This is a genomic window from Pseudoalteromonas sp. SCSIO 43201, from assembly GCF_023716725.1.
GTDB lineage: Bacteria > Pseudomonadota > Gammaproteobacteria > Enterobacterales > Alteromonadaceae > Pseudoalteromonas > Pseudoalteromonas peptidolytica.
This window is the reverse complement of the sequence record NZ_CP072683.1, coordinates 2,702,354-2,726,527: the sequence shown is the minus strand read 5'-3', so window position 1 is coordinate 2,726,527 and position 24,174 is coordinate 2,702,354. Positions and strand designations below refer to the sequence as shown.

Sequence of the window (24,174 nt, the reverse complement as noted above, 5' to 3'; positions counted from 1 at the left end):
AACAAAAAGGAATCATATGGCTTTACTTATCTGTGTTACTGGACGCAACAATGACAAATTAATCGCTAAACTGAGCGAGCTTTTGCCAAAACAAACGATACTCCAATGGCCTGTTGATGATGCAAGCTTACTAGCGAAGGTTGAGTTTGTGTTGGCATGGAATGCGCCTGAGGCATTATGGTCGCAGCTGCCTAATCTAAAAGTGGTGCATTCCTATGGTGCAGGCATTGATAGTATTCCGGTACAACTATTACCACCGCACGTAGAGGTTGCACGTATTGTTGATCCAAACCTAGCTGATGATATGGCCGAATATGTGCTTGGTCACATTTTGAGTCACAAGCTCGGTATCAATATGTATCTTAAGCAACAGGCTCAACAAGCGTGGAAGCCCCGTAGAGCCAAGTCAGGCAGAACGGTAGGTATTATGGGAATGGGTCAGCTTGGCTTAGCTGTGGCTGATAAACTGAATGCTAATCGATTTACCGTAAAGGGGTGGTCGAACTCGGTGAAAAGCCTTGAAGGGATAATACATTTTTGCGGTGACGCTGAGCTTGGCGCATTTTTACAGGACTTAGATTATCTCGTCTGTTTATTGCCACTTACGGAACAAACAAAAGGTATCCTCAATGCCAAAGTTTTTGCTGCCTCTCCTGCTCATTGCGTACTAATTAACGTTGCTCGAGGTCTGCACTTAAATGAGGCGGATTTACTTACAGCTATCACTCAAGAGACTTTTGGTGGAGCTGTTTTAGACGTATTTGAAACAGAGCCTTTGCCAACAGGGCATGCTTTTTGGTCACATCCTAACATTACCGTGACTCCTCACGTTGCTGCATTAACAAGTTTATCTACAGCTGCACTGCAAATTGCAAATAACTATCTTGCGATGACAGAGGGTAGGGAGTTAATGCACATAGTGCAAAAGAAAAAGGGCTACTAGAGAGCTTGAAGGCACGGATAATACTGTATAAAAAAACATCTTGAGAGTTTATGAATGATGCATTAATTTAACAAAAAAACAATAATAAAAAGGTCTAGTCCATGAAGCAAAGTCAAGGTGGCGCGAAACTATCAATAGTCGTCGTTTCGGTTATTTTGTTAGGGGTATCTGCGTGGTTTAATCAAGCAGGTGCCAGTGAGCTTCAAAGAGAGACTGTTACCTTGGGAAAATGACAGAGATGAGGAACAGCATCTGTCTCAGAGGCAAATAGCCGAAGCACTTCGGCTATTTGGGCTTTAGCGCTTGGCGTGACGCTCTCTGTTTTCTTGTTTCTTTTCGTCGCTCTTTCTGAGTAGTACATAAGTAGAACCACTGCCGCCGTGACATTTTAAAGCAGAATGAAAGGCCAGCACTTGTGGAATTTCTTGCAGCCATTTGCTGGTGTAGCTCTTTAACACGGCTGGAAATGGCTTGCTGTTTAAACCGATCCCGTGTCTTATCAATAACACTCGAATGCTTTTCGTATGACAGTCAGTAACGAAATTAAATAAAGCTTGGCGAGCCTCATGAAATGGCTTGCCATGTAGATCTAAAGTCGCATCAATTTGGTACTTACCTAATCTAAGATTTTTATAAACCCCATCCTGTACCCCACTTTTTTTGAATGCGAGCAGGTCATGAGGGTCGAGAAGATCAACATATTCTGTAGAGAGGTAGTTGGGATCGAACTCAAGTTCTTGCTCTGCTGCCTTTCGTTTTGCGAGTTGTGAAATGGTAGGTTCGTTTTTGATACGGCGCAGTTGTGCTTTTTTATCTTGGGCGAGCGGAGTTACGTCGCCCATGGATGCCAAAAATAGCTCTTCATCAGTCATGGCCATACTGCTTCTCCATTAACAAGCAATGATAGCCATGATTTTAGCGCACCAAATTAAATTATGGAACTAGTCGCTGGGAACTAGTCGCTAGGAACTAGTGAACTTCTAGTTGACCGAAAGTATAGACTTTAAAAAGATAAAATGTATTTATCAGAATCAGGCTAAGGTTAGAAATCACACTAGTGTTCATCAGATCAAGGCTAAACGAGATAAAAAGTACGCCACATGCGCACACAGCAGCTACTCTTAGTAGCGTTTTATGGTTAATAAAAAAGGCGCCAAAACCTAAAGTCAGTAATACTAAGTTAAGTAGCCAGTCGAGCTCGTTTGCCATTGTCTGTTTGGTTCTCCAAATATGTCTAAAGGATCGCCATTATGGTGATCAATAATGCTTCATTCAACTGATAAATTTTATAATTATCGCATTAGAAATTTTTATGGATTAATGTCTGCTGAATAGTTATGTACACAATTTTGCATAAGTCGTGCTGAAAGTATTATTAGGTGTAAGTGGCTGAGCAAGGATAACGTGTGGATTTGCTTCTATGGCTATGATTGTAATGGAAAAAACTTTTTATCAGCGTGGATTAATATATGAATATATATACTAAGGTTTAATTACGAGAGTGTATTACAGAACCCTGAAGCGTGATCAGAACAAGCTGAGCGCTATAAAAAATAATTAAGGAAAGGCAATGAAAATGCTCAAGTACTATTTGTTAGCTAGCTGCGTACTGGCTGCGCTGACAATATACAGTTTGGGATCATGGCTAATGCTACCATTAGCTTGGTTTACTGTGTCAGTGTCGTTAGTCACTTTTGCTTATGCGACGAACTATCCACATATATTTAGAAAGCATGGAACAGGAACTATTCCATGGTATGTCACTTGGCTTTTCTGGCCTTATCTTGGTTTTGTGCACTTGTATAATGCAATAGAGCGCGGCAGGGATGTTGTAGATACATTTCAACCGCTAACAGAAGATCTTTTTGTTGCTTGTCGACTTTTCCCAAGTGATGTGGATATGCTCAAAGCGGAGGGTATAGAAGCAATTTTAGATGTAACAGCCGAATTCGACGGCTTAAACTGGTCGGCAGAGCAACAAGGGTTACACTACTTAAATATTCCTGTGCTCGATCATCAAGTACCAACACCAGAGCAATTAGCTCACGCAATGGCATGGATAGAGGCGCAACATAAACTCAATCGTAAAGTTGTGGTGCATTGTGCGCTTGGTCGTGGCCGCTCAGTGTTTTTTTGTACGGCATATTTGTTGTTGACCAACCCACAATATAGTGTTCGTGAAGCTTTAGAAAAAATTCAAAACCAACGGGAAACTGCGCGATTAAACAAGCAGCAACTAAGGGGGCTGACAAAGCTCCATCAAAACAAAAACTTCTCTCATGAGTTAAGTGCAGTGTTAATTGTTAACCCTGTATCGGGCTCAGGAAAATGGTCTGAATACGAAAATGAGATAGTTGGCATGCTGACTGAAAAATATCGCCTGTCGATTAGTCTTACAGAAAAAGACACTGATGTTTCAGTGCTTGCCCAACATTTGGTGTCACAGGTTCAACCCCACATTGTTATTGCAGGCGGTGGAGATGGAACATTAGCCAGTGTCGCTCATGGTATATATCAACAAGACACCTTGTTTGGCATTCTACCACTTGGCACCGCAAATTCTTTGGCAACCGTGTTACTTGGTCCGATGTCAAAGCTTGACCCTGTTAATCAATCGTGTGAAGCCATTTTAGCGGGCAAAACCAAAGCGATTGATATCATGCACTGTAATGGCAGAGCCGCCCTATTAGTTGCTGCAGTTGGTTTTGGTCAGGAAATGATCGAAAGAGCAAGCCGCGAGGAAAAGAATCACTCGGGTCAACTGGCGTACATTCGTGGTTTGTGGCAAGCCGTCAGCGAAAATAAACCCTTTGAATGTCAAGTGAGTTTTGATGGTGGTGAGCACTTTACGATGAAGTGTGTTAGTTTAGTCATTGCTAATGCCGCGCCAAAAACGACAATACTCGCTCAGGATCATGGCGAGCCTATTTACGATGATGGTCTGTTAGATGTTACTATTTTACCTGCTGAGCCCTCAGGCGCTCAGAATTTAACTGTTGCTGAGCTTATTCTTCCAAAATTAGATGACGCATCATCTAATATACGCACAGCTCAGTGTGAAAAAATAAATATTGCATTTGCGACGGATCAGCATTATGCACTCGATGGCGAAATATTAAGTGCAAAAGACATTGAGATTAAGATCCAGAAGCATGCGCTAGACGTGGCAGTGCCTTAGGCAGCTAGAAACGTGAATTTTTGTTAAAAGGGACTCAACCAGCCCGTGGATATATGAAATATTACACTCTAGAAAGGCTGCATTTAGCTAGTAATGCCAGTCATCAATAGAATATAAAAACTCTTTCAGAAAAGTGTTCATTAGAATTGATCAAAACACTGTGTAATGACCTTAATCAATTCTACATTGTTTAAATTACATTCTTTCTTGAAATAATAAAGTATTGGGTAATACTAAAACTTAGTATTGCCCAATAAGAAAATGTCGATGTTAAATAGGTTTTCAGTTAAAAGCAGGTTGTTGTCGCTTTCAGGCATTCCCGCTATATTTTTTATATTTGCCACCATTTTTACAATCGCTACCCTTTCAAACCTAACCAGTTACATTGACCGCATATATGACGATAGAGTTGTGCCATTAAAGCAGATAAAAGTGGTTTCTGATAATTACGCGGTCGTGATTGTGGATACCTTTCATAAGTTAAGGGGCCAACAACTGTCTGACCGCGCCGCGCTTGAACAAATAGAAGCAGCTAAAAATACGGCGCAGGGTGAATGGAAAAACTACCTTCAAACAGGATTAACAAAGCAGGAGCGAGATTTAGTTAGTGCGTCTGAAAAGGCAGAGCAAGTGGTTGAGAGATTACTCGACGATTACATCGCCAGGGTCAGAGCAAACACCTTTAACTCAATCCCCTATGATGTATTTATCCATGACTTGTACGCAGCGTTTGATCCATTAAGTGAAAGCTATAATGCGTTAATTGAACTACAGCTCACAGAAGCAGATAGTTTACGTAGTATGGGACGTGCTGAAGCGGATGCCACAAAGGCCGCTATGCTCATCTCCTCCGTTGCCATTATTGTTATGATGTTAACGATAGGAATGCTGATTTTTAAATCCATTAATAAGCCACTTACGCGGCTACGGATGCGCATAGGCAACATTGCCAGAGATGCCGATTTGACTCAGAGGGTCATTGTTGAAGGAAACGATGAATTGAGTGAAATTGGGCGCGATTTTAACAGTATGATTTCCAGCTTACATGACTTAGTTAAAAGTTTAGTCACTATGGTAAATAGTTTGTCCAAGACGGCTTGTGAACTGAACACAATCAGTCAATCTATGGTAGGGACATCGCAGCAGCAGGAACAACAAACGGTAATGATTGCAACCGCGACCACTCAAATGAGCAGTGCTATTCAAGAGGTTGCACACAGTGCAATGAACACGGCGAATAAAGCTGAAGTCTCAGGAGAGTTGGCAAAACAAGGTGTTGGGGTTATCTCACAAAATATTCAAACCATCGAAAAGCTTGCTGGTGAAGTTGGAGACAATGCACAACTAATAAAGGCACTGAATGATCAATCAAACGAAATCAATCAAGTGGTATTAATGATCCAAGGCGTCGCAGAACAAACCAATTTACTGGCATTAAATGCAGCGATTGAAGCGGCTAGGGCAGGTGAATCAGGCCGTGGATTTGCTGTGGTGGCTGATGAAGTGAGGCAGCTTGCACATAACACTCAAAAAGCGACTGAATCTATAAGAGAGATGATCTCAAAGCTGCAAGGTACAGCGCAACACGCAGTATCTTCAATGGAAGGAGCACAAAGTAGTGCTGCATCAGGAGTCAATCGAGCCAATGAGTCAGCAAAACTCATGGCAGAGATTAATCAAGCGGTAGATGAAATTGTTGGTATGAATATTCAGGTTTCGACTGCTACAGAAGAGCAGACCACGGTGGTTGCCGAAATTAGTGAGAATATTAACGATTTCAGCAGTAGCATTTCTGAAATTACCAACAGTGCAAAAAGTAATGCTGATGTCAGCAACCATCTTCAGGCTTTATCGGAGCGCCTTAATAAGCAAGTTTCCGTTTTTAAGGTGTAATTCCGATTAGTCTTAATACTTATACCAATTAGACTTAATATTTGCTCAATTTGAAAGAGTAAATCTATATTACTGTTACAGACATAAAAAAACCTCGACAGAGCGAGGTTTTTTTATTCATGATATGTGCAAACCAGTTACACAACACCACGAGGTAGGCGGCAGTCATGGTCTTTTGCAGCAAGCTCTGCAATCCACTGTTCTTCCGCTTTAAAGCCTTCTTCGTTTTCTTTAACGACAGCAAAGCTTACTGATTTTACAGCTGCTTTAGGGGCCTTTTTAGTCGTTTTCGCTTTTTTAGCAGGCGCCTGCGTCGTCTCACTTGCTACAGCTGACCCTGAAGTTAGCTCTTCGGTTAATGCCGCTACCTCTGCAAGGCGCATGTTTTTGCCGCCATCGATGCTATACCAACCTGGTTTCGCAGTGATTTCAGGCTTTTTGCCATGTGCAGCTTCGTACGCAGCTTCGAAAGCGCTTAGTACTTCAGTTTTATCTAGTTTACTCATCGTAGATCCTAGTCGTGTTGTACGCGGATACGCGGGTTAAGATTAAACTCTATTTATACCCATATTTGCGTGAATTTTCAATTTTTTACGTTTTTCAGCGCCAATTTATCGGGATTTAGCCTTGTTTTGTTGCCTTTTTCGTCATTTAGAGTGCTTCTGGGTCAATCGTGCGTCGAATAGCTATCCATACTTTGCCAACCTGTTCATGCCAAACTCTAGTTACGACTTCGAGTGCGGTATGGTTGGCGATAAACTGTCGACTCCATGGATGCTGAGCAAAATTATAAAATTCTGTCGGTGCAGGGATGGTCTCAACCCCTTGAGCGTTGAAAAGATCCATCGCTCGTTGCATATGTGTAGCTGAGGTGACAAGTGCTACATTGTAATCAATTAACATAGGTGCGAGCATTTTGGCTTCGTCGGCGGTGTCTTTTGGATTTGGGTTCTGTTTTATCCTCGAAGTTTCAATACCTAGGCTTTGAGCTGTCTTGGCCATTAACCCTGCGCTAGTGGCATGACCATAGCCATACCCTGAAACAAATAGGTGTGCACTAGGGTAGAGATTCGCTAAACGCACACCTTCAACTAAGCGAGCAAGGCTACAACCGCCAAGTTGTGCATTACTAGGTAATGATTGATTTGGATATAAATCGCAACCCAGCACGACAATTTTGTCGATACTTTGATGTTTTCTTGGGTCAAGCGCGGTGAGCATTTGAGCATCTGTCTCGATAATTTTCTGTGCTACATAAGGAGTAGATAAACTCCAAATAGACAGTAAGCTCAGCCAACAAAAAATGTATGGTGCTTTTCGAGTTTTTGCGACAAACAGCAATAAGCCCATCAACAGAATTAAAGACAAAGGTAATGGCATGAGTAGTTGACCGAGAACCTTTTTCACTTCAAACATGGAAAATCCTTGTGCTAGCATGTGTAACTTAAGGGTATGCTAGCATGAGAAGAGGGTTCTAGAAATCAATCACATCATATTTACAGCCGTCGCTTCTGCGCCTATTTAAAAACGCCCAGCTACGGCTACGAGACTTTCGACCGCTATGACAGAGCAAAAAAGCAAACGAGCGCGCAACTATTTATCGTGCGGTTGTTTTTCTGCATGTGTTCAAAAAGTGCCGATATACAGGATTGTCTTTCATGCTTTTTTTCATGGCCAAATACATTGGGCGGCTCAGTCCAAGCGCACCAAGTGGAATTGACTTAATTAGCCCCTGACTTTCGTATGGCGTTACCAACCAATCAGGTAACGCGGCAACTCCCATTCCAGCACTGACAAGCTGAAAAATAAGTAGTCCTTGATCTACGTTTTTGAGTGTACCGTCAAAGCGAGCGTTTTGAATAAAGTGCTTAAAAATGTCTTGCCTTTCACGAGGTATGGGATAAGAGATGATAGTTTCATCTTTTAAATCTAGCGCGGTCACATAGGCTTTTTTGGCAAGCTCATGATCTGGTGCGACAATTAACTTTAACTTAAAGTCGAATAAATGCGCATACTCTAGTTTTTCTGGTTCACGAATATCAGAGGTAAGTACCAAATCAAGTTCATCATCCATGAGATCTGGAATTGCGTCGTAGCTAAATCCACGCTCGTAATCCACTTTAATATCAGGCCAAAACGTATTGAACTCTTTTATCGTGGGCAATAGCCAGTGAAAACAAGCATGGCATTCGACGCTGAGCCTTAGCTGTGAAATCGGTTGATTCAGGCTTTCTTTTAGACGGCATTTAGTAGCTTCAACTTTTGGCAATACCTCATTTGCAAGTTCTAGCAACAACATACCTTGAGGTGTAAATCGCACCGGTTGGGTCTTTCGCTCGAATAGTTGACAGTCAAGTTTGCTCTCGAGATCTTTGATCTGATGAGATAAAGCAGATTGAGTCAGGAAAAGCTCTCGTGCTGTATTCACAAGAGAACCAGTTTCTTTCAAGGTGGAGATAGTTTTTAGGTGCTTTATATCAATCATTATCAACAGTTCTCATATTTGAAGTGAGTAAATCTCAGCTTTACTCAATATTACGATTCTATTTATTTATTATCAATGTCTAGACGTCTAAATACCTATGGTGAATTGTTCAAAAATTCACAAATCCACTATAACACTAAAAATGACAGCGTTGTCACCAATTCTGTAAAAAAATTGCAAAAAATTATAGTTTAGTTTTATTCATATAATGAAAGTCAAATTTTCTCCAAACCTTTGGTACGTTAATCAAAGGTTTGGCTTAAAGATGAACGAGCTGGTTGTTTTTAAATTTTGCCTATGTTTTCAGAGTAGCTAAAAACAAAAGCCATCGCTTGATCTGCTGGCAGCGGTTGAGAAACAATAAACCCTTGGCCAAACTGACAGCCTTTTTGTTTCAATAACTGCCATTGTGTCTGCTGCTCTATGCCCTCAGCAACCACAGTTAAATTGAGTGATTGAGCAAGCTTTAAAATTGCATCTACGAGTGGGTTTTCTTTTTCAGTGAGCTGATCAATAAAGCTTTTATCTATTTTTAGCACGTGTATAGGTAATTGATGTAAATAACCAAGTGCTGAATATCCGGTACCAAAGTCATCTAGATAAAGCTTGACGCCAAGGGAAGCCAGTCCATGGATTATTTTTGTCGCTAGCGCTAAATTAGCGATAAGCCCTGACTCTGTGATCTCCAAACATAGTGAGCCAGAATGCAGCTCATAACGTTGATAAAGCTCTCTGATTGTATCTACAAACTCTAGGCTGGCAAAATGCCGAGAAGAGACATTGACGGTAACTCGTATCGGCGGTTGACCTTGATCTTTCCAGCGCTTTAATTGTGCTGCAGCTAGGGTTAGAAGGTGCAAGTCCAGCTCGATGATTTGCCCGGTTTGCTCTGCTATTTGAATAAAGGTATCAGGAGAAACAAGGCCATTTTTTGGGTGAAACCATCGGACTAATGCCTCGAAACCAACAATCGCTCCGGTGTTGAGTGAAAATATCGGTTGGTAGTACAAAGCAAATTCGTTATTTTTAATGCCATGCTGGAGATCATTTTCTATATCTGCTTGTTGTTTCAGGCGTTTACGCATCGCGTTATTAAAATAACACACTTGTCCTCGTCCTGAGGACTTAGCCTCATACATAGCTGCATCAGCTTGCTGCAATAGGTTGATTGCGCTATCAGAGTCTTTGTCGGTAAAGGCAACACCTATACTTGCTGATGCCTGTAGCACATGACCGTCGATATGTAGGGGCTTGGTAATTGCTTTGGTGATCCTATCAAGGAGGACACTCACTTGCTTTTTATCCGACACATTTTCTAAAAAAATTGCAAATTCATCGCCACCAAGGCGAGCAAATGTATCTGTTTTACGAATACAAGTACCAACTTTTTCCACAATCGCAATTAAGAAGTGATCACCAACATCATGCCCAAGCGAATCATTGATACTTTTAAACCTATCTAAATCTAGATAAATAAGGCAGTGCATGTGAGAAGATGAGCCTCGAGCGAGTCTTAAAATAGCATGTTTTATCCGCTCTAATAGCAGGTATCGATTCGCCAGACTTGTTAAGTCGTCATGTAGCGCGCGGTGTTCAAGTGCTTGCCTTGATAATTGCCGGTCAATTGCCATGCTGACTTGACGGCTTATATAAGTCAAAATAGAAAGGTCGTGGTTGACGAAGGCGTGGTCATTGTCATAACTCTGTAGGACGATTACACCTTGATACTGGCTATTAACAATAAATGGCACACCCAGCCAAGAGCGGGGCGAGCGGCCAATCATCTTAAAATATCCCCGTTTTATGTGCGTGTTAAACTGGAGATGGTCGCATAAAAGTGGTCGCTGATTTTTTAATATAAAATAAGATGCGCTATGTTTTATTTGATCTTTTGACACTCGCTGGTGCGCATTGCATTTTTCTGCACCTTCAACCAAGTAAACGATTTCTAGCACGTCCTCTTGGGTATCGTATAAACCAATAAAAAAGTTTTCCGCACTTAGTTGGGATGCAATGATCATATATAGATCATCATAAAAAGCTTCTAAATTCTCGAAGCGATAAGTGATGTTAGCGATTTTCAACAAAGACTTTTCTAAATTCTGAGCCTGATGTAATTGAGCAATGGTGGATTGTAGATTTTCCAGTGTTCTAAGTTGATGTATTTTTGCACTTAATAAATGCGCGACGGTTGATAAAATCTGTAAGTGTGCAGCAGTAAAATAATCCGCTTCAGGGTGCTCGCAATCAATTACACCAATCAAGTGGTCTTCATATTCCAACGGTACACATAATTCTGACAGAGCTGGGCGAAGATCTGCGATGTACATAGGGTGAGAAGCGACATCTCCAGAAATAAAGGGCGTTCTTGTCATTGCCACTTGGCCGGTAATACCTGAGCCTATTTTTATCCTAGTTTGTGCCACTCGATAGTCGTTATTATTTTCCGACACGCCCATGCTTGCAGCTACTTCAAGGTATTCTTGATAAGGGTCTGCAAGATAAATCACACAATCAACAAAGCCAAGTTTACTAACGACTTGTGTTGTAACGTATTCAAATAATTCATCGAGCTTGGTCAGGTGCAGCAGTGACGAGGAAAACTGGTTGATGATGCTAAGCTGCTCTGTTTTTGATTCTAGTTTTTGGTTTTCAGATAGCATACATATTTCTCATAAATGACTATGATTACGTTAACGTAATTTGCACTTATTTACCAATACTGAAGTGTTTGTTTTATTGCGCTACAGAGAGCCATACCTCTGAGTTGAAATAAACTAAGCTTCGTCTTAAAAACTTTACTAACACCAAATCGCGGCCTATGATCGGGCAAATTCAGTAGTGGAAGAGAGCAATGAGCAGCAAACAAACGCTAACAATCACAAGACCGGATGATTGGCATGTTCACCTGCGAGATGGTGACGTATTGGTTGATACCGTAAGAGACATTAGTCGCTACATGGGGCGAGCGATTATTATGCCTAACTTAGTGCCCCCAGCAACATGTACCGACAGTGCTTTGGCATATCGCGAGCGGATCATGGGTGCTAATCCGCAAGGTAATTTTGAACCTTTAATGGTGCTTTATCTTACAGACAATACGACGCCAGAGGAAATCAAAAAAGCAAAGGCAACTGGTCACATTGTTGCGGCTAAATTGTATCCAGCCGGTGCGACGACTAATTCAGATTCGGGTGTCACGGATATTGAAAATGTATATCCTGCACTTGAAGCTATGCAAGAAGTTGGTATGTTGCTGCTAGTGCATGGGGAAGTGACAGACTCTTCAATCGATATTTTCGACCGAGAAAAAGTGTTTCTTGAAACTAAGCTCTCTAAGGTAGTAGACAACTTCCCGTCTTTAAAGATTGTGTTGGAGCATATCACCACAAAAGATGCTGTTGATTTTGTTACCAATGCACCGGACAATGTTGCCGCTACAATTACAGCCCATCATTTACTATATAATCGTAATCACATGCTAGCTGGTGGTATTCGCCCTCACTACTATTGTCTGCCAATCTTAAAACGTAATACTCACCAGCAGGCTTTGATTACAGCTGCAACGAGTGGCAGTAAAAAGTTTTTCCTAGGCACTGACTCCGCGCCTCATGCAAAAGACAAAAAAGAAGCCGCATGTGGTTGTGCTGGTGCATATACGGCGCATGCCGCTATTGAACTTTACGCTGAAGCGTTTGAAGAAGCGGGAGCACTTGACAAGCTTGAAGGCTTTGCAAGTCACTTTGGCCCTGACTTTTATAATTTGCCACGAAATCAAGATACGATTACGTTAACAAAATCACCATGGGTGGTGCCTGACTCTTACACACTCGGCACAGGCTCAGTAGTTCCTATTAAAGCAGGTGGGACAATTGACTGGAAAGTAGATTGAGTTTTAAACAAAATGTAATTAAAATTTCTTAAATCACATACAAAAGCGCTATTATGGCGCTTTTTTTTGTTAAAATCTTTAGGTATATAGAATAGAATTTGTTTTTTTAAAATTTTAATATAGTATTCAATATTAATATTAAAACTAGCTTAAATGAGAGAGTGTCAATGCGTGAGATCAAGTCTTTTGTAAAAACTGCAAGTCCGAGTGATTTAGAAAAAGCATTGGAGTATATTCAAAAAGCGCTGGATGAGCAAAAGGAACAACAACAAGCCAAAGCTGAAGTAATGGCAATGTTGAAAGAAAAAGGACTTACGCTTGATGATTTAGTAGGTGAAGGCGCAGCTGATCGTCGCTCAAAAGTAAAACCTAAATACCGTATAATCATTGACGGTGAGGTAACAGAGTGGACGGGTCGCGGTAAAACACCTAAGGTATTCCAAGGTGTTAACTTAGATGATTATCTAATCGAATAAATAGCCGATTATTGGTGTAGTTAGATATTGCACTGATAAAGCCTACATGAAAGGCGTATCTCAATAGATACGCCTTTTTTGGATCAATTAGTTATATTTGAGGCGCTTATTTACGTATTAAGACCTTATCAGAAAGAAGCCGTAACAAATACCTTGGTTCACTTTCGTAAAAGTAATGATTCTGCTGTCATAGTATTACCGACAGGAGCTGGAAAAAGTTTAGTTATTGCAGAATTAGCAAAGCTTGCTAAACATAAAATACTGGTATTAACTCATGTTAAAGAGTTAGTTGAACAAAATGCACAAAAATATAAAAGTTATGGTTTACAGGCGAGTATTTTTTCCGCTGGCTTAAAAGAAAAGTCGTTACAGCATCAAGTCACGTTTGCCAGTGTGCAATCTTTATCGAGAAATGTCTCTCAGCTCGATCAATTCTATTCCCTCGTTATTATTGATGAATGTCATCGAGTAAGCGGCGAGGATAACAGCCAGTATCAGCAAATCCTGCAGCAAGTACGGACACTAAATCCAAACTTAAAAATACTAGGCCTCACTGCAACGCCTTATCGGTTGGGCATGGGGTGGATATACCAAAAACATTATCATGGTTTCGTGAGAGGTGAAGCTAATTCACCATTTAAACATTGTATTTATGAGTTACCGCTTAGGTATATGATCAAAAACAACTACCTAACCCCACCAAACCAAATAGATCCTGCGGTAGAAAACTATGACTTTTCCAGTTTAAGTACAGATTCATTTGGGCGCTATTCAGCATCAGATATGAATACATTATTAAATGCTCAGACTCGTGCGACAAAAAGTATTATTGAGCACTTGATAGGTTTGAGTACACAGCGACAAGGGGTAATGATTTTCGCAGCCACCGTCATGCACGCAAAGGAAGTGTTAGGTTACTTACCGGAGCAGTGTAGTGCGCTAATTACCGGTGAAACCAAATCTACAGAGCGTGATCTGTTAATCAAGAAATTTAAAAATAAAGAAATTAAATACCTAGTTAATGTGTCGGTATTGACTACTGGATTTGATGCTCCCCACGTAGACGTTATCGCAATTTTACGCCCAACAGAATCAGTAAGCCTGTATCAGCAAATTGTAGGCAGAGGACTTAGGCTGGATGACAATAAAGTGGATTGTCTGGTTTTAGATTATGCGGGAAATGATTTCGACTTATTTTCGCCAGAGGTTGGCAGCAAAAAGCCGAGTAATGACAATGAACCGGTACAGGTACTTTGCCCAGGCTGTGGCTTTGCAAACATATTTTGGGGGAAAGTGGATGAGCAGGGCAAAGTGATAGAGCATTTTGGGCGACGCTGCCAGGGGCTGTTGGAGGATATTGATGGGGATTCACAACAATGTGACTTTCGCTTCAAATTCAAAGAATGTGACGCATGTGGTGCTGAAAACGATATTGCGGCAAGGCAATGTCATCAGTGTGGCGGGGTAATGGCTGACCCAGATGATAAGCTCCGTGCTGCCCTAAATTTAAAACATGCGATGGTGTTAAGGTGTAGCGGCTTAAGTGGGGAAGTGTTTAGCGAAAATAAGTTAAAAGTTACTTACTTTGATGAAGATGGTGCCAGCTGTAGTGAGGTGTATGATTTTTCTAATCAAAAAAGTGTATTTGTGTTCCACCAGCTTTTTGCAAAACGAAGAAAGTCAACACCTGTGCCTGCAAAGTGGCTATCTGCTGCACAGGTAACGACGACAGATCTCATCGCGCCAGATTTTGTTATCGCCAAATTACATAAAAAGTTTGGTTGGCAGGTTTCCGAAAAGTTATTTGATTATCAAGGAAGTTTTAGAAAAGCAGATAAAAGTTAGTCGTCTAGGTATCAGCACACCTATTAAATGTTGTTAAAACCTTTAGGTGTGCTTGGTTATTCAGGCTATATCGATGTAGGCACCTTGGCGGTAGCATGGTGCGGTATCTTAGTTATCGACAAGATATTTACTTAAGATAATTGGTATAACAGCCTGCTATTCGTCAGCCATCAATCCCCAACCGTCGCCATAGCCTTCATGCCCATTTGCGATGCTCTCTAGGTACTGCTCTGTTTGGCTAAGCAGTTCATGTAGCGGCACCATAGTTACTGTTGTGACCACTTCCCACACGCCGGTATCTGGGCATTTTTGTAGTTGGGTTTTAGGCGCTAGCTCATCTTTTTCAATAGTGTCGATGAAGCGTTTTGCATCATCTGCTTTTTCGAAGAGAATATAAAAGTCAATATTCTGCATCTGCGTTAAGTCAACGCCAGCAGCGGCAATCTCGGCAAGAAGCTCGCCATTATCATCATTTGGGAATTGCATAATTTTACTCTGCAGGTTCAATTATCGCTATTGTCCGTCATCTGTAACAAAATAAAAAGCATGATTGTAAATAAATGTGTGATAGCAACGACGGCAATATTACAAAATAAACCCGATGTTCAGGTTAAGGGCGGCAAAATAACACTTTATTTTAAAAGTCGTTTTACAGTCTCCAATTTCACAAGCACAATGACACTACCTGTGTTGTTAAGTCGCTATATTTAGGTCGTATTATTTTAATGAAGCCGTTTTTTCTTTGTCTGAAAATTGTATTGTTAACATGTTGCTTCTCTGCTTTTGCGGTAGAAACCGAGTCTCGTCCAGAAGCAGAACATATCACTAGTATTGTGGTTAACCTAGATAACAGCACGGTAAAAGATAATGTATTGGGTTTTTTGAAAGGGTATGAAGGTAAAACAAAAACACCGCGAGTCCTCAAGTCTATGCGAGCGGATATACGCCGTTCGTTAAATGCCTTGGGTTACTATCATTTTGAGATACAGTTTAGTGAAGATAGCCAAGCCGTTGCTGTTACTATAAAGCTCGAAGCGCCATTAAAATGGAAAACGGTGAATATTGATCTCATCGGTGAAGGCAAAGCAAACGCTGAGTTGTTAGCTTTGATAGAAGATGTGCCTGTACGTATCGGTAAACAGGTGGATCATAGCGATTACCAAGCAACGAAAAGTCGTTTAGAAAGTGAACTGCTGGAGCTAGGGTATTTTGACTATCAATGGCAAGAATCTAAGCTGATCATACATCAAGGCAATCGATACGCTGGAGTTCGACTTTTATTGGACACAGGAATACGCTATCAGTTTGGTGGTTTGACGATTGAACGAAGCACCAAAGCAGCTGATTATATCCGTTCTTTGAGTCCTTTTTCCAAAGGGCAGCCGTTTGAGGCAGGTTTACTATCTGATTTTAATCTAGCATTAAATGAAACCCCCTATTTTAGCGCTATCAAGGTATACCCATTATTAAAAGCGCGTGCCAGTGGGCAAATTCCAGTGAGTGTTCACGTTGAAGACAAGCCTGCAAATAGCTTTGAGTTAGGCGCAGGATATAGCGATGATGTTGGCGCCAAAACACGTTTTAAATGGGTTAAACCGTGGATCACAAAGTCGGGTCACTCTTTTGAATCAAACCTTAGGATCTCTCAGAAGCAACAGGATATTACAGCTAGCTACACTATTCCCGTGGAAAACCCAAACGATGATTTATGGCGGGTGTTAGGAGGGTATCAATTACAAGATGATGTTACTGAGGGTATTGATAGCCGGATCTGGAATGTACAGGTACAGCGGCAGTGGCTAACCGATGATAATTGGATAAGAACAGCTTTTATCAAGCGTGAGCATGAATCTACAGAGCAAAAAAATGAAACGCAAAAAACCGAAATGCTGATACCAGGAGTCAGCTATTTAAAAAAGGAGAGTAAAGGTGGCGCGCTGCCGTATTGGGGTAATAAAAGGTTAATTTCCATAGAGGGAGCTGCTGACTCCTTATTGTCCTCGACGAATATGTTAAAAGTGCGTTGGAACAATGAGTGGCTAAGAAGTGTGGAGGCTAGACATTTGTTTTTTGGCCGTATCGATCTGGGTGCCATTGTAACTAAAGATATCGATAAAATACCCTTCACTCACCGCTTCTTGGCAGGCGGCGATCAGAGTATCCGTGGCTTTGCCTACGAGTCAGTCGGTCCACGAGATGACGAGGGGCGGATCTTAGGCGGTAAGTACCTGGCAACAGGCACTTTGGAATACAATTACCAATTTCACCCAAGTTGGAGAGCGGCGTTATTCATTGATGCAGGGACTGCAACGAATGACTTCTCCGATGCTTGGGAAGTCGGTGCTGGTTTTGGTTTTCGTTACCTAACACCAGTAGGCCCAATCCGCCTAGACCATGCGTGGGGGCTTACCAAAGAAAGTAAAAGTACTCGTCTTAGTATTGTCATAGGGCCTGAAATTTAATGCAGTTTAGAAGCTTCAAAATCAAACTTATCACCGCCTCAATCAGTGTGTTTATACTGCTAGTTTGCTTATGCTTTACTTTACCCGGGCAACAGCTATTAGTTTGGGTCGCGAATAAATCAGTTGCAGGCCTTGAGATAAAGGGGATAGACAAACGTTTGTTGTCGGGTGCAAATCTGAACTTACGTTACCAGAATGAAAACATAGATGTTCGTCTCAAAGGCGCCAAGATAGCTCTGACGTGGTGGAGCTGCGCAAGTGTGTGTCTGTCTATAGATGCTAAGACGATAGCAGTAGAACAAAAATCTATCAGTAAAAGTGATACGCAACCCTCCCAAAGCAGCATGCTTGATTTGCCATTTTCATTTGCTATTCAGCAGGCTCAAATTCAGCAGCTCTCACTTAAGACACCTGAGCTTAATGTACAGATACATAATTTTGATACGCAGCTATCAGGAGCAGGCTCACATATTGTTGTCAGTGCTTTATCTATTGACTCGGTGCTGATAAACACCAAAGTGGCTAAGCCGCCAGCTTCTGCTCAAGCATCAGCACCATTACGTGAAATAGCGCCACTTCCATTGCCAAAAGTAGCGTTACCGTTTACAGCGATGCTAGGTGAATTGACACTCAACAGGCTCTCCATTGATGAACAGACAATCACTAATATAAAAGTCTCTGGAGTCGAGCTGGCTGAGACCGTGAAAGTGCAACATGCGCAGCTCAACTATCAGCAATGGTTTTTATCAACAGCGGCAGACATCGCCTTAGATAACTGGACGGTGACATTAGATGCCACGATGAGCGCGCCGCAAGGACTAATAACTGCCAGCCTAGTAGGTCAACCGCATAACTTAACACTCTCATTGAACACCAAAGGTGCGGTGTTTTCATCGATGCAAGCGCATGCAAACTTAACGCAAAAAAATTGGCCGTTTACGTTGCAAGGAAAAGTTGAAAAGTGTCTTACCCCTGCAAAGCCAGTGGCGCTGAAAAGTGCCACCCTTAGTCTACAAGGAGACATTACAAACTATAAAATGTCTACATCGTTGGCTGTTAATGCGCAGTCTATTGGTGATATTAGCGCTACACTTGATGGTCACGGAGGGATAGACGCATTTGTCTTGGCTAAAGGCGCGCTTTTACTCAACAAAGCTCAGGCCGAGGTGTCTGGAGAGATAAATTGGCAGACTGGGCTGAAAGCCAGCGCAAAAGGAGACTTTACTCAGCTGCCCATAGATAAGTTGCTAAGCCTGCTACCATCGAATGTAGAGATGGTCGAAGATGATGTGTTAAATGGCCAGTTTGCTCTGGGCTTTTCCAGCCACGCAGAGCAGTGGCAGGTTAATATCGAGCGCTTTACAGCAGAAGGACAACTTGCTGGATTGCCAATACAGGCAGAAGTTAAGTTTACTGTTGACCAAAGTCTGCTCGGCGAGCTGAGTCATGCACATTTAACTTATGGCAAAAATAAGCTCATCTTAAGTGGTGAGCTTGGGCAGCAGCTAGATTTACATCTTGATCTACAGCTGGAGCAAACAGCAAACGCGCTGTTCCCTGCGGATATTGTGGGTGGCGGTGAAGTTTTTATTCGGGGTGATCATACAAAGCCGAGCATTCAGACTGAACTGTATTTTGATTTGTTACGTTATCAGGATAAAACATTACACGGTTTGGCGGCAAGCGGGAAAGTTGATATAGCCAATGTGCTGTCTGGTCAAATGAAATTGGCTTTAGATCGCCTGCATATCGACACTGAAGTGTTTGAAGGTATTCACCTTACGGTGAAAGGAGATCAAAAGCAGCATAATATCGCATTGGATGTTCGTGATAAGCGCGTCGTTGCCAGTCTAAAAGTCAGTGGTAAGACCCAGCAGTCAGCTTGGTATGGAGAATTATCGTCAGGTGAAATCACCGCTTCGGGTCAAACGATAACACTCCAAAACCCAGCTGTAATTGTGCTAAGTGGATCTGCTCAGCGTGTTGCATCACAGTGCTGGAAAATGGCGGGTAGCACGCTGTGTTTCGCCGCCGAGCAGCAAAGTGGACAAGGAAAAGCAGAGTTTAAACTTGATAAATTAGCGCTGGCTACATTACAAGCTTGGTTACCAAATGAATTGACGTTAAATGGGCAAACCCATGCTACAGCAAAACTTGCATGGAAAGGTGGTCAGATAATACGTGCAAATGGTGAGCTAAATATCGTTGATGTAGAGCTTGCTACACATGGTCAAAGAGTTTCAATTTCTGAGTTTAAAGCACAGCTGAAAACCGATAACAAACAACTCAATGCCGATTGGCGTATGATGTCTGAGACACTAGGTAAATTCAGTGGTACGACGCGTCTACCGCTAAATAAGCAGACTCCAACGCTGGCCGGAAAGATTAAAGTCGAGTCTATCGTGCTGGCCAAGTTGTCTACTTTATTAAATCGAGTAACAGATCAAAGCTTTGATCTTCAGGGCACGGTGTCTGGAGATATAGATATTGCAGGCACACTATTGGCACCTGAGGTTAATGGTAAGCTGAGTGCTCAACATTTATCTATGTCATCTGACTCTTTGCCGATAGAAATCGACGAAGGCAGTATAAATCTCGATTTTAATACAACGTCTGCACAGCTCAAGGCCGAGCTTAATGCTACCAAAGGCGGTAAATTAGTACTCACAGGTGACGCTGATTGGTCATCGGAATTATCCGCTAAAGTGAGTATGCAGGGGGATGAATTATATTTACAGCCGAGTTCGCGAATAGAGTTAACGGCAAATCCTGATTTAACGCTGTCTTATAAAGACAAAGTAGCACGTGTCTTTGGAGAGATTTTAGTGCCATTTGGTCGAGTGAATATCGAGTCATTGCCAGCGGGCGTAACCTCACCAAGCGACGATGAAATTATTGTCGATGCTAAGGTAAAAAAGCAAATGTCAGTGCCTGTCCAGCATGAAATAGATTTAGAGCTAATAGTTGGTGATAACTTTAGGGTTAATGCTCTGGGCTTAGATAGCTTTGTTACTGGTGCTATCGAAGTTGATAAACAAATAACAACGCCGATGTTAGCAACTGGGGAGCTGCAACTCAGAGAAGGAAAGTACCGAGCGTTTGGCCAAGATTTACTTATCCGTACAGGGCAAATTGGCTTTAATGGTGCGTTAGATAAGCCCTATTTAAATATTCGTGCGATCCGAAATCCAGTGACTACAGCGAATGATGTAACCGCTGGAGTAGAGTTAACCGGTAGTATTACTTCACCGCGTTTAGTTGTGTTTTCAGAGCCCACCATGGATCAAGCTAAAGCATTATCATATTTACTAAACGGCCAACCGCTAGGAAAGTCAGAGACTTCAAATAATGCGCTCCTCACTCAATTTTTACTCTCACAAGGAATTGATCGAAGCGAAAGCTTTTTTAGCAAGGCTGGTGAATCACTCGGCTTTTCCGACGTTAACTTATCAGCTAAAGGCAGTGGTGATGATACACAAGTTGAAGTGTCAGGCTATCTTACCCCCAATATACAAATAAGTTATCGAGTGGGTGTGTTTGAATCAATTAATGAAATTGCATTGCGCTATCGGGTTTTTTCTAAGTTTTATGTAGAAGCAACCAGTGGGTTATATAACAGCATAGATTTTCTATATAAGTTCGATTGGGATCAACAATGAAGTGGTTGATACTGACATTTAGCTTATTGTGGTTACCAGCGGTTGCTCAAGAAGCTAGGGTGATACGGATCAGTATTGGCGCAGATCCTTATATTGTCGAATTATTGACCTTAGCTTTATCTTATGAACAAACGCCGAGCAAAATAGTGTCGGTGCGCAATGTGGTGTCGCAAGCGCGAGCTATCAGGTTACTTGGGAAAAAGTCTGGGGTAGATGTTAGTTGGCTGGTGACTAACTCTCAACGTGAAAAAGCGGCAAGAGCCATTCGTATTCCGTTAGTCAAAGGTTTATTAGGTTATCGGATCCCGCTAGTACATCGAGATAATCGCCACGCACTCAGTGCTATACGTTACATTGGTGATTTACGAAGCTTTACGTTTGGTCTTCGTAGTGATTGGCCGGATCATGAAATTTTTGAGCAAAATGGGCTTCATGTCATGTCGTTTTCGCAAGAGCAAAGTGGCTATGAAATGTTAGCTAAAAAAAGATTTGATATTTTACCCAGTGATTTTGTGAGTATTGAAAGCGCACTCAGTGATCCGCGCTTACACGCAGATCACTATGTCGCATTTTATTACCCTTCTGCGGTGTACTTTTTTGTATCCCATGATGATCAGCTATTATATGAACAGCTTAAAAAAGGTCTAAAACGAGCGCTACAAGATGGTAAGTTTGAAGCGCTGTTTTTAAAACACTTTTCTAGCCGAGTCAAAGCACTAGATCTCGAAAATAAAACAATTATAGAATTGAGTAATCCAACTTTGCCACCAAGCGCACCGCTAGAAATACCGCATTACTGGCACACACAAGGAAAATAATAATGAAAAAGGCCTTAATTCTCACCGCATGTATTACTGCTTCATCCATCGTGGCGGCAACGCCATATACAAAGTCACCATCAGAAGTTGTTGCGGGAGCAAAAAAGTCGGATTGGCAGGAGCTAGACCCTCAAAATATCTTAAAAATTAAATTACAAACGGGGCCGGTGTACATTTCACTAAATTCTGAACTTGCACCTAACCATGTAGCAAATATCAAGGCATTAGCGCGAGAAGGGTTTTATACCAATTTAAATATGTATCGATTTGTCGAAAATTTTGTTGCACAGGGGGGAGACATGTCAGATAAAAAAATTCCCCAAAAAGGAAAAAAGACGATCGCTGCGGAGTTTTACCATAGCACCGACACAGGGTTACCGATTACCTCTGTGCAGGCTGTAGATGGTTACGCTCCTCGTACAGGCTTTCGAAATGGATTTGCGGTGGCACAAAATCAATCTGGTACAAAAACGTGGATGACCCACTGTGTTGGTGCTTTTGCAATGGCAAGAAGCAATGATGTAAACAGTGGCGGTACTGAGTTTTATATCACCCTCACACCGCAGCGCTATCTTGACAAAAATACCACCGTATTTGGTCAGTTGCTATCTGGGATGGAACATGTACAGCAGCTAAAGCGCCAGCCAGTGGCGGGACAAGCTTATAATGTGATCGAAGGTGTTTCAGTACTTGCGGATGTAAAAAATGCACCAACGTTCAAGCGACTAAGAACGGACACCGAGGTATTTGCAGAGTTAATATCAGCGCGTAAAAATAGAGCTGGTGAGTGGTTTGTCGATACTCCAAATCATACTGATGTATGCTCGGTGCCCGTCCCTTTAGAAATGCAAGAGGCGGCAAATTAAGATCACCTATAGCTTGGGATAAAGCGTCGCTATTTGCTGTTTTTTATCTTAATCGGTGCCCATTACGCAGTTTGTACCTATCGCAAACTGCGTAATGGAGTTGGTATTATTGCCTGTTAGTTCGCACGGCATAAGGCGTCTTATTTTGCTCGTTTGAGCGGTATGGATTGATGTCCAATCCGCCACGGCGAGTATAGCGCGCATATACCGAGAGTTTCTCAGGATTAAATGTGCGCCACAGCTCGCAGTAAATACGCTCTACGCATTGCTCATGAAACTCGTTATGATCACGAAACGAAATCAGATACTTAAGTAACGCGGCCTTATCAATTTGCTTGCCCTGATAACTAATGACGATACTCGCCCAATCAGGTTGTGAAGTGATTAAGCAATTTGATTTGAGCAAGTGACTGTGAAGCGTCTCTTGCACTACTTTATCAGACGCTAATTTAAGTAAATTATGGTCTGGTGTGTAGGTGTCTACTTCTATATCAAGAGAGTCAATACACTCACCAGGTAATGATGAGAATGGAATACAATCAAATTCACCAGCGCCAAAAAGTGTGACGTTAACTTCGCTGTTTGAAGCTGCGGATAAATCCTCTGTCAGTGTTTGACGCACTACTTCCATCGAATCAAATCGGCTTTGATTAAAGCTATTTAAGTAAAGTTTGAATGACTTTGACTCAATAATATGAGAACTCTGGCAAGGAAAAACAAAGGTTGCAACGGCGACTTGTGGTTTGCCCTTAGTATTTAACCAAGATAACTCATAACCTGTCCACGTATCTTCACCTTTGAATGGTAGCTCAGCTTCGTCTACGTGAATTTGGTCACGATTAAGCTTTCGTGCAATTGGATGAAGTAAGCTCGGGGTATAAACACTGGCATATTCTGTGGTTTTACCAAGCACAGAAGATTGCAGCTCTGGTGCATTGTTGTAGTCTGTCATGTTAACTCAAATCTCGTTACAATATTCATATTATAGCGAATGTTCACTTGAGGATTAATACCCCCTTGACGGTATTACCTAAAAATGTGAACAGAAAATAAAGAGAGCTTTACTTATGACTCAGCCTGTGAATATGGCATGCCTTCATCAAGCCCATGCGGATTATTATCACCGCACATTTAAAGCATTACCGAGTACAGAATATGACGAAGCCTGGCCAAGCCCGTGCGAGCAAGGTGAGCCTAATAAACTCAATGAGATTAATTGGCAAGCTGTCAAGCGTAATCCTAAGGGGACTTTTGACGAGTTAGCAAAAGCACTTGAAACACAATTTCCTGACGGTTTGAATACACTATATGGGGATTTTTTTTCAGGTAATATAACAGCCTTCATAGATGGTAAAAAAATTGAGTTACTTCAGGCGTGGAATGCGGATGACTTTGATAGACTTCAGCAAAATATCACAGGGCACATCTTAATGAAACGCAGACTCAAGCAGCCAGATACAGTATTTATTGGATTAACCGAAGCTGATGACTTATTGGTGTCAGTGGATGTGTCGACGGGGCAAGTCGGGCTGGAATTTGTTGGGAAAAAACAACATCATGTGCTGGCAGACTCAATCGCAGAGTTTGTAGATTGCTTGATTGCGAATTATCTAGAGTAAATTAACGAGCTAGGAGCCTAGGCTCCTTATGCCATATA

20 protein-coding genes are annotated in these 24,174 nt (G+C 41.8%); 12 read left to right on the top strand and 8 right to left on the bottom strand.

What is annotated here, in order from left to right:
* Window positions 1–16: 16 nt before the first annotated feature.
* Together J8Z24_RS11745 and J8Z24_RS21845 are read left to right on the top strand one after the other, a co-directional pair.
* Window positions 17–943 carry a 2-hydroxyacid dehydrogenase gene (locus J8Z24_RS11745; RefSeq protein WP_128730067.1) on the top strand — a complete coding sequence of 309 codons (927 nt, stop codon included), beginning with the start codon at window positions 17–19 and terminating at the stop codon, window positions 941–943.
* Window positions 944–1,044: 101 nt separating this feature from the next.
* On the top strand, window positions 1,045–1,176 hold the full coding sequence (locus J8Z24_RS21845; RefSeq protein ID WP_263972618.1) for a hypothetical protein: 132 nt from the start codon (window positions 1,045–1,047) through the stop codon (window positions 1,174–1,176).
* Window positions 1,177–1,239: 63 nt separating this feature from the next.
* On the opposite strand, the gene smrA is transcribed toward J8Z24_RS21845, so the two are convergent.
* Together smrA and J8Z24_RS11735 are read right to left on the bottom strand one after the other, a co-directional pair.
* On the bottom strand, window positions 1,240–1,821 hold the full coding sequence (smrA, locus tag J8Z24_RS11740) for a DNA endonuclease SmrA (RefSeq protein WP_147389652.1): 582 nt from the start codon (window positions 1,819–1,821) through the stop codon (window positions 1,240–1,242).
* Between the two features lie 91 nt (window positions 1,822–1,912).
* On the bottom strand, window positions 1,913–2,152 hold the full coding sequence (locus J8Z24_RS11735; RefSeq protein ID WP_088530084.1) for a hypothetical protein: 240 nt from the start codon (window positions 2,150–2,152) through the stop codon (window positions 1,913–1,915).
* Window positions 2,153–2,513: 361 nt separating this feature from the next.
* Between J8Z24_RS11735 and J8Z24_RS11730 the strand changes: the two genes are divergently transcribed.
* Together J8Z24_RS11730 and J8Z24_RS11725 are read left to right on the top strand one after the other, a co-directional pair.
* On the top strand, window positions 2,514–4,121 hold the full coding sequence (locus J8Z24_RS11730; RefSeq protein ID WP_252094725.1) for a diacylglycerol kinase family protein: 1,608 nt from the start codon (window positions 2,514–2,516) through the stop codon (window positions 4,119–4,121).
* A 267-nt stretch (window positions 4,122–4,388) separates the two neighbouring features.
* Window positions 4,389–6,014: a methyl-accepting chemotaxis protein gene (locus J8Z24_RS11725; protein WP_176032879.1), complete on the top strand. Its 1,626-nt coding sequence runs from the start codon at window positions 4,389–4,391 to the stop codon at window positions 6,012–6,014.
* Between the two features lie 137 nt (window positions 6,015–6,151).
* On the opposite strand, the gene J8Z24_RS11720 is transcribed toward J8Z24_RS11725, so the two are convergent.
* The 4 genes from J8Z24_RS11720 to J8Z24_RS11705 form a co-directional block, all read right to left on the bottom strand.
* Window positions 6,152–6,520, bottom strand: coding sequence for a hypothetical protein (locus J8Z24_RS11720; RefSeq protein WP_125252348.1), 369 nt, complete (start codon window positions 6,518–6,520; stop codon window positions 6,152–6,154).
* Window positions 6,521–6,665: 145 nt separating this feature from the next.
* Window positions 6,666–7,430 (bottom strand): YdcF family protein, encoded by a 765-nt coding sequence (locus tag J8Z24_RS11715; RefSeq protein ID WP_147389658.1) that lies wholly within the window; start codon window positions 7,428–7,430, stop codon window positions 6,666–6,668.
* A 181-nt stretch (window positions 7,431–7,611) separates the two neighbouring features.
* Window positions 7,612–8,499, bottom strand: a complete 888-nt coding sequence (locus tag J8Z24_RS11710) for a LysR substrate-binding domain-containing protein (protein WP_125252346.1) — start codon at window positions 8,497–8,499, stop codon at window positions 7,612–7,614.
* A 284-nt stretch (window positions 8,500–8,783) separates the two neighbouring features.
* Complete coding sequence (locus J8Z24_RS11705; protein ID WP_176032880.1) at window positions 8,784–11,162, bottom strand: EAL domain-containing protein; 2,379 nt, start codon at window positions 11,160–11,162, stop codon at window positions 8,784–8,786.
* Window positions 11,163–11,353: 191 nt separating this feature from the next.
* On the opposite strand from J8Z24_RS11705, the gene pyrC reads away from it, so the two are divergent.
* The 3 genes from pyrC (at window position 11,354) to radD (ending at window position 14,712) form a co-directional block, all read left to right on the top strand.
* Window positions 11,354–12,391, top strand: coding sequence for a dihydroorotase (gene pyrC, locus J8Z24_RS11700; protein WP_147389662.1), 1,038 nt, complete (start codon window positions 11,354–11,356; stop codon window positions 12,389–12,391).
* Between the two features lie 167 nt (window positions 12,392–12,558).
* Complete coding sequence (locus tag J8Z24_RS11695; protein WP_125252343.1) at window positions 12,559–12,867, top strand: H-NS histone family protein; 309 nt, start codon at window positions 12,559–12,561, stop codon at window positions 12,865–12,867.
* A 78-nt stretch (window positions 12,868–12,945) separates the two neighbouring features.
* Window positions 12,946–14,712 (top strand): DNA repair helicase RadD, encoded by a 1,767-nt coding sequence (gene radD, locus J8Z24_RS11690; RefSeq protein ID WP_252094724.1) that lies wholly within the window; start codon window positions 12,946–12,948, stop codon window positions 14,710–14,712.
* 156 nt (window positions 14,713–14,868) lie between these two features.
* On the opposite strand, the gene J8Z24_RS11685 is transcribed toward radD, so the two are convergent.
* Window positions 14,869–15,198 (bottom strand): ribonuclease E inhibitor RraB, encoded by a 330-nt coding sequence (locus J8Z24_RS11685; RefSeq protein WP_252094723.1) that lies wholly within the window; start codon window positions 15,196–15,198, stop codon window positions 14,869–14,871.
* Window positions 15,199–15,437: 239 nt separating this feature from the next.
* On the opposite strand from J8Z24_RS11685, the gene J8Z24_RS11680 reads away from it, so the two are divergent.
* Genes J8Z24_RS11680 through J8Z24_RS11665 form a run of 4 tightly spaced genes read left to right on the top strand, consistent with a single transcriptional unit; the run spans window position 15,438 to window position 22,517 of the window.
* A complete protein-coding gene (locus tag J8Z24_RS11680; RefSeq protein WP_252094722.1) occupies window positions 15,438–17,174 on the top strand; it encodes an autotransporter assembly complex protein TamA in 1,737 nt (578 codons plus the stop codon).
* On the top strand, window positions 17,174–20,833 hold the full coding sequence (gene tamB / locus J8Z24_RS11675) for an autotransporter assembly complex protein TamB (RefSeq protein WP_252094720.1): 3,660 nt from the start codon (window positions 17,174–17,176) through the stop codon (window positions 20,831–20,833). Before J8Z24_RS11680 ends, tamB begins: the two co-directional genes overlap by 1 nt.
* Entirely contained in the window at window positions 20,830–21,651 is an 822-nt protein-coding gene (locus J8Z24_RS11670) for a transporter substrate-binding domain-containing protein (RefSeq protein WP_128732545.1), read from the top strand. The genes tamB and J8Z24_RS11670 overlap by 4 nt, the downstream gene beginning before the upstream one ends.
* A 2-nt stretch (window positions 21,652–21,653) precedes the next feature.
* Window positions 21,654–22,517 (top strand): peptidylprolyl isomerase, encoded by an 864-nt coding sequence (locus tag J8Z24_RS11665; RefSeq protein WP_252094719.1) that lies wholly within the window; start codon window positions 21,654–21,656, stop codon window positions 22,515–22,517.
* 106 nt (window positions 22,518–22,623) lie between these two features.
* Here J8Z24_RS11665 and queF read toward each other — a convergent pair whose 3' ends face one another.
* On the bottom strand, window positions 22,624–23,469 hold the full coding sequence (queF, locus tag J8Z24_RS11660; RefSeq protein ID WP_176032884.1) for an NADPH-dependent 7-cyano-7-deazaguanine reductase QueF: 846 nt from the start codon (window positions 23,467–23,469) through the stop codon (window positions 22,624–22,626).
* Between the two features lie 115 nt (window positions 23,470–23,584).
* On the opposite strand from queF, the gene syd reads away from it, so the two are divergent.
* On the top strand, window positions 23,585–24,136 hold the full coding sequence (gene syd, locus J8Z24_RS11655) for a SecY-interacting protein (protein WP_252094718.1): 552 nt from the start codon (window positions 23,585–23,587) through the stop codon (window positions 24,134–24,136).
* Window positions 24,137–24,174: the final 38 nt, after the last annotated feature.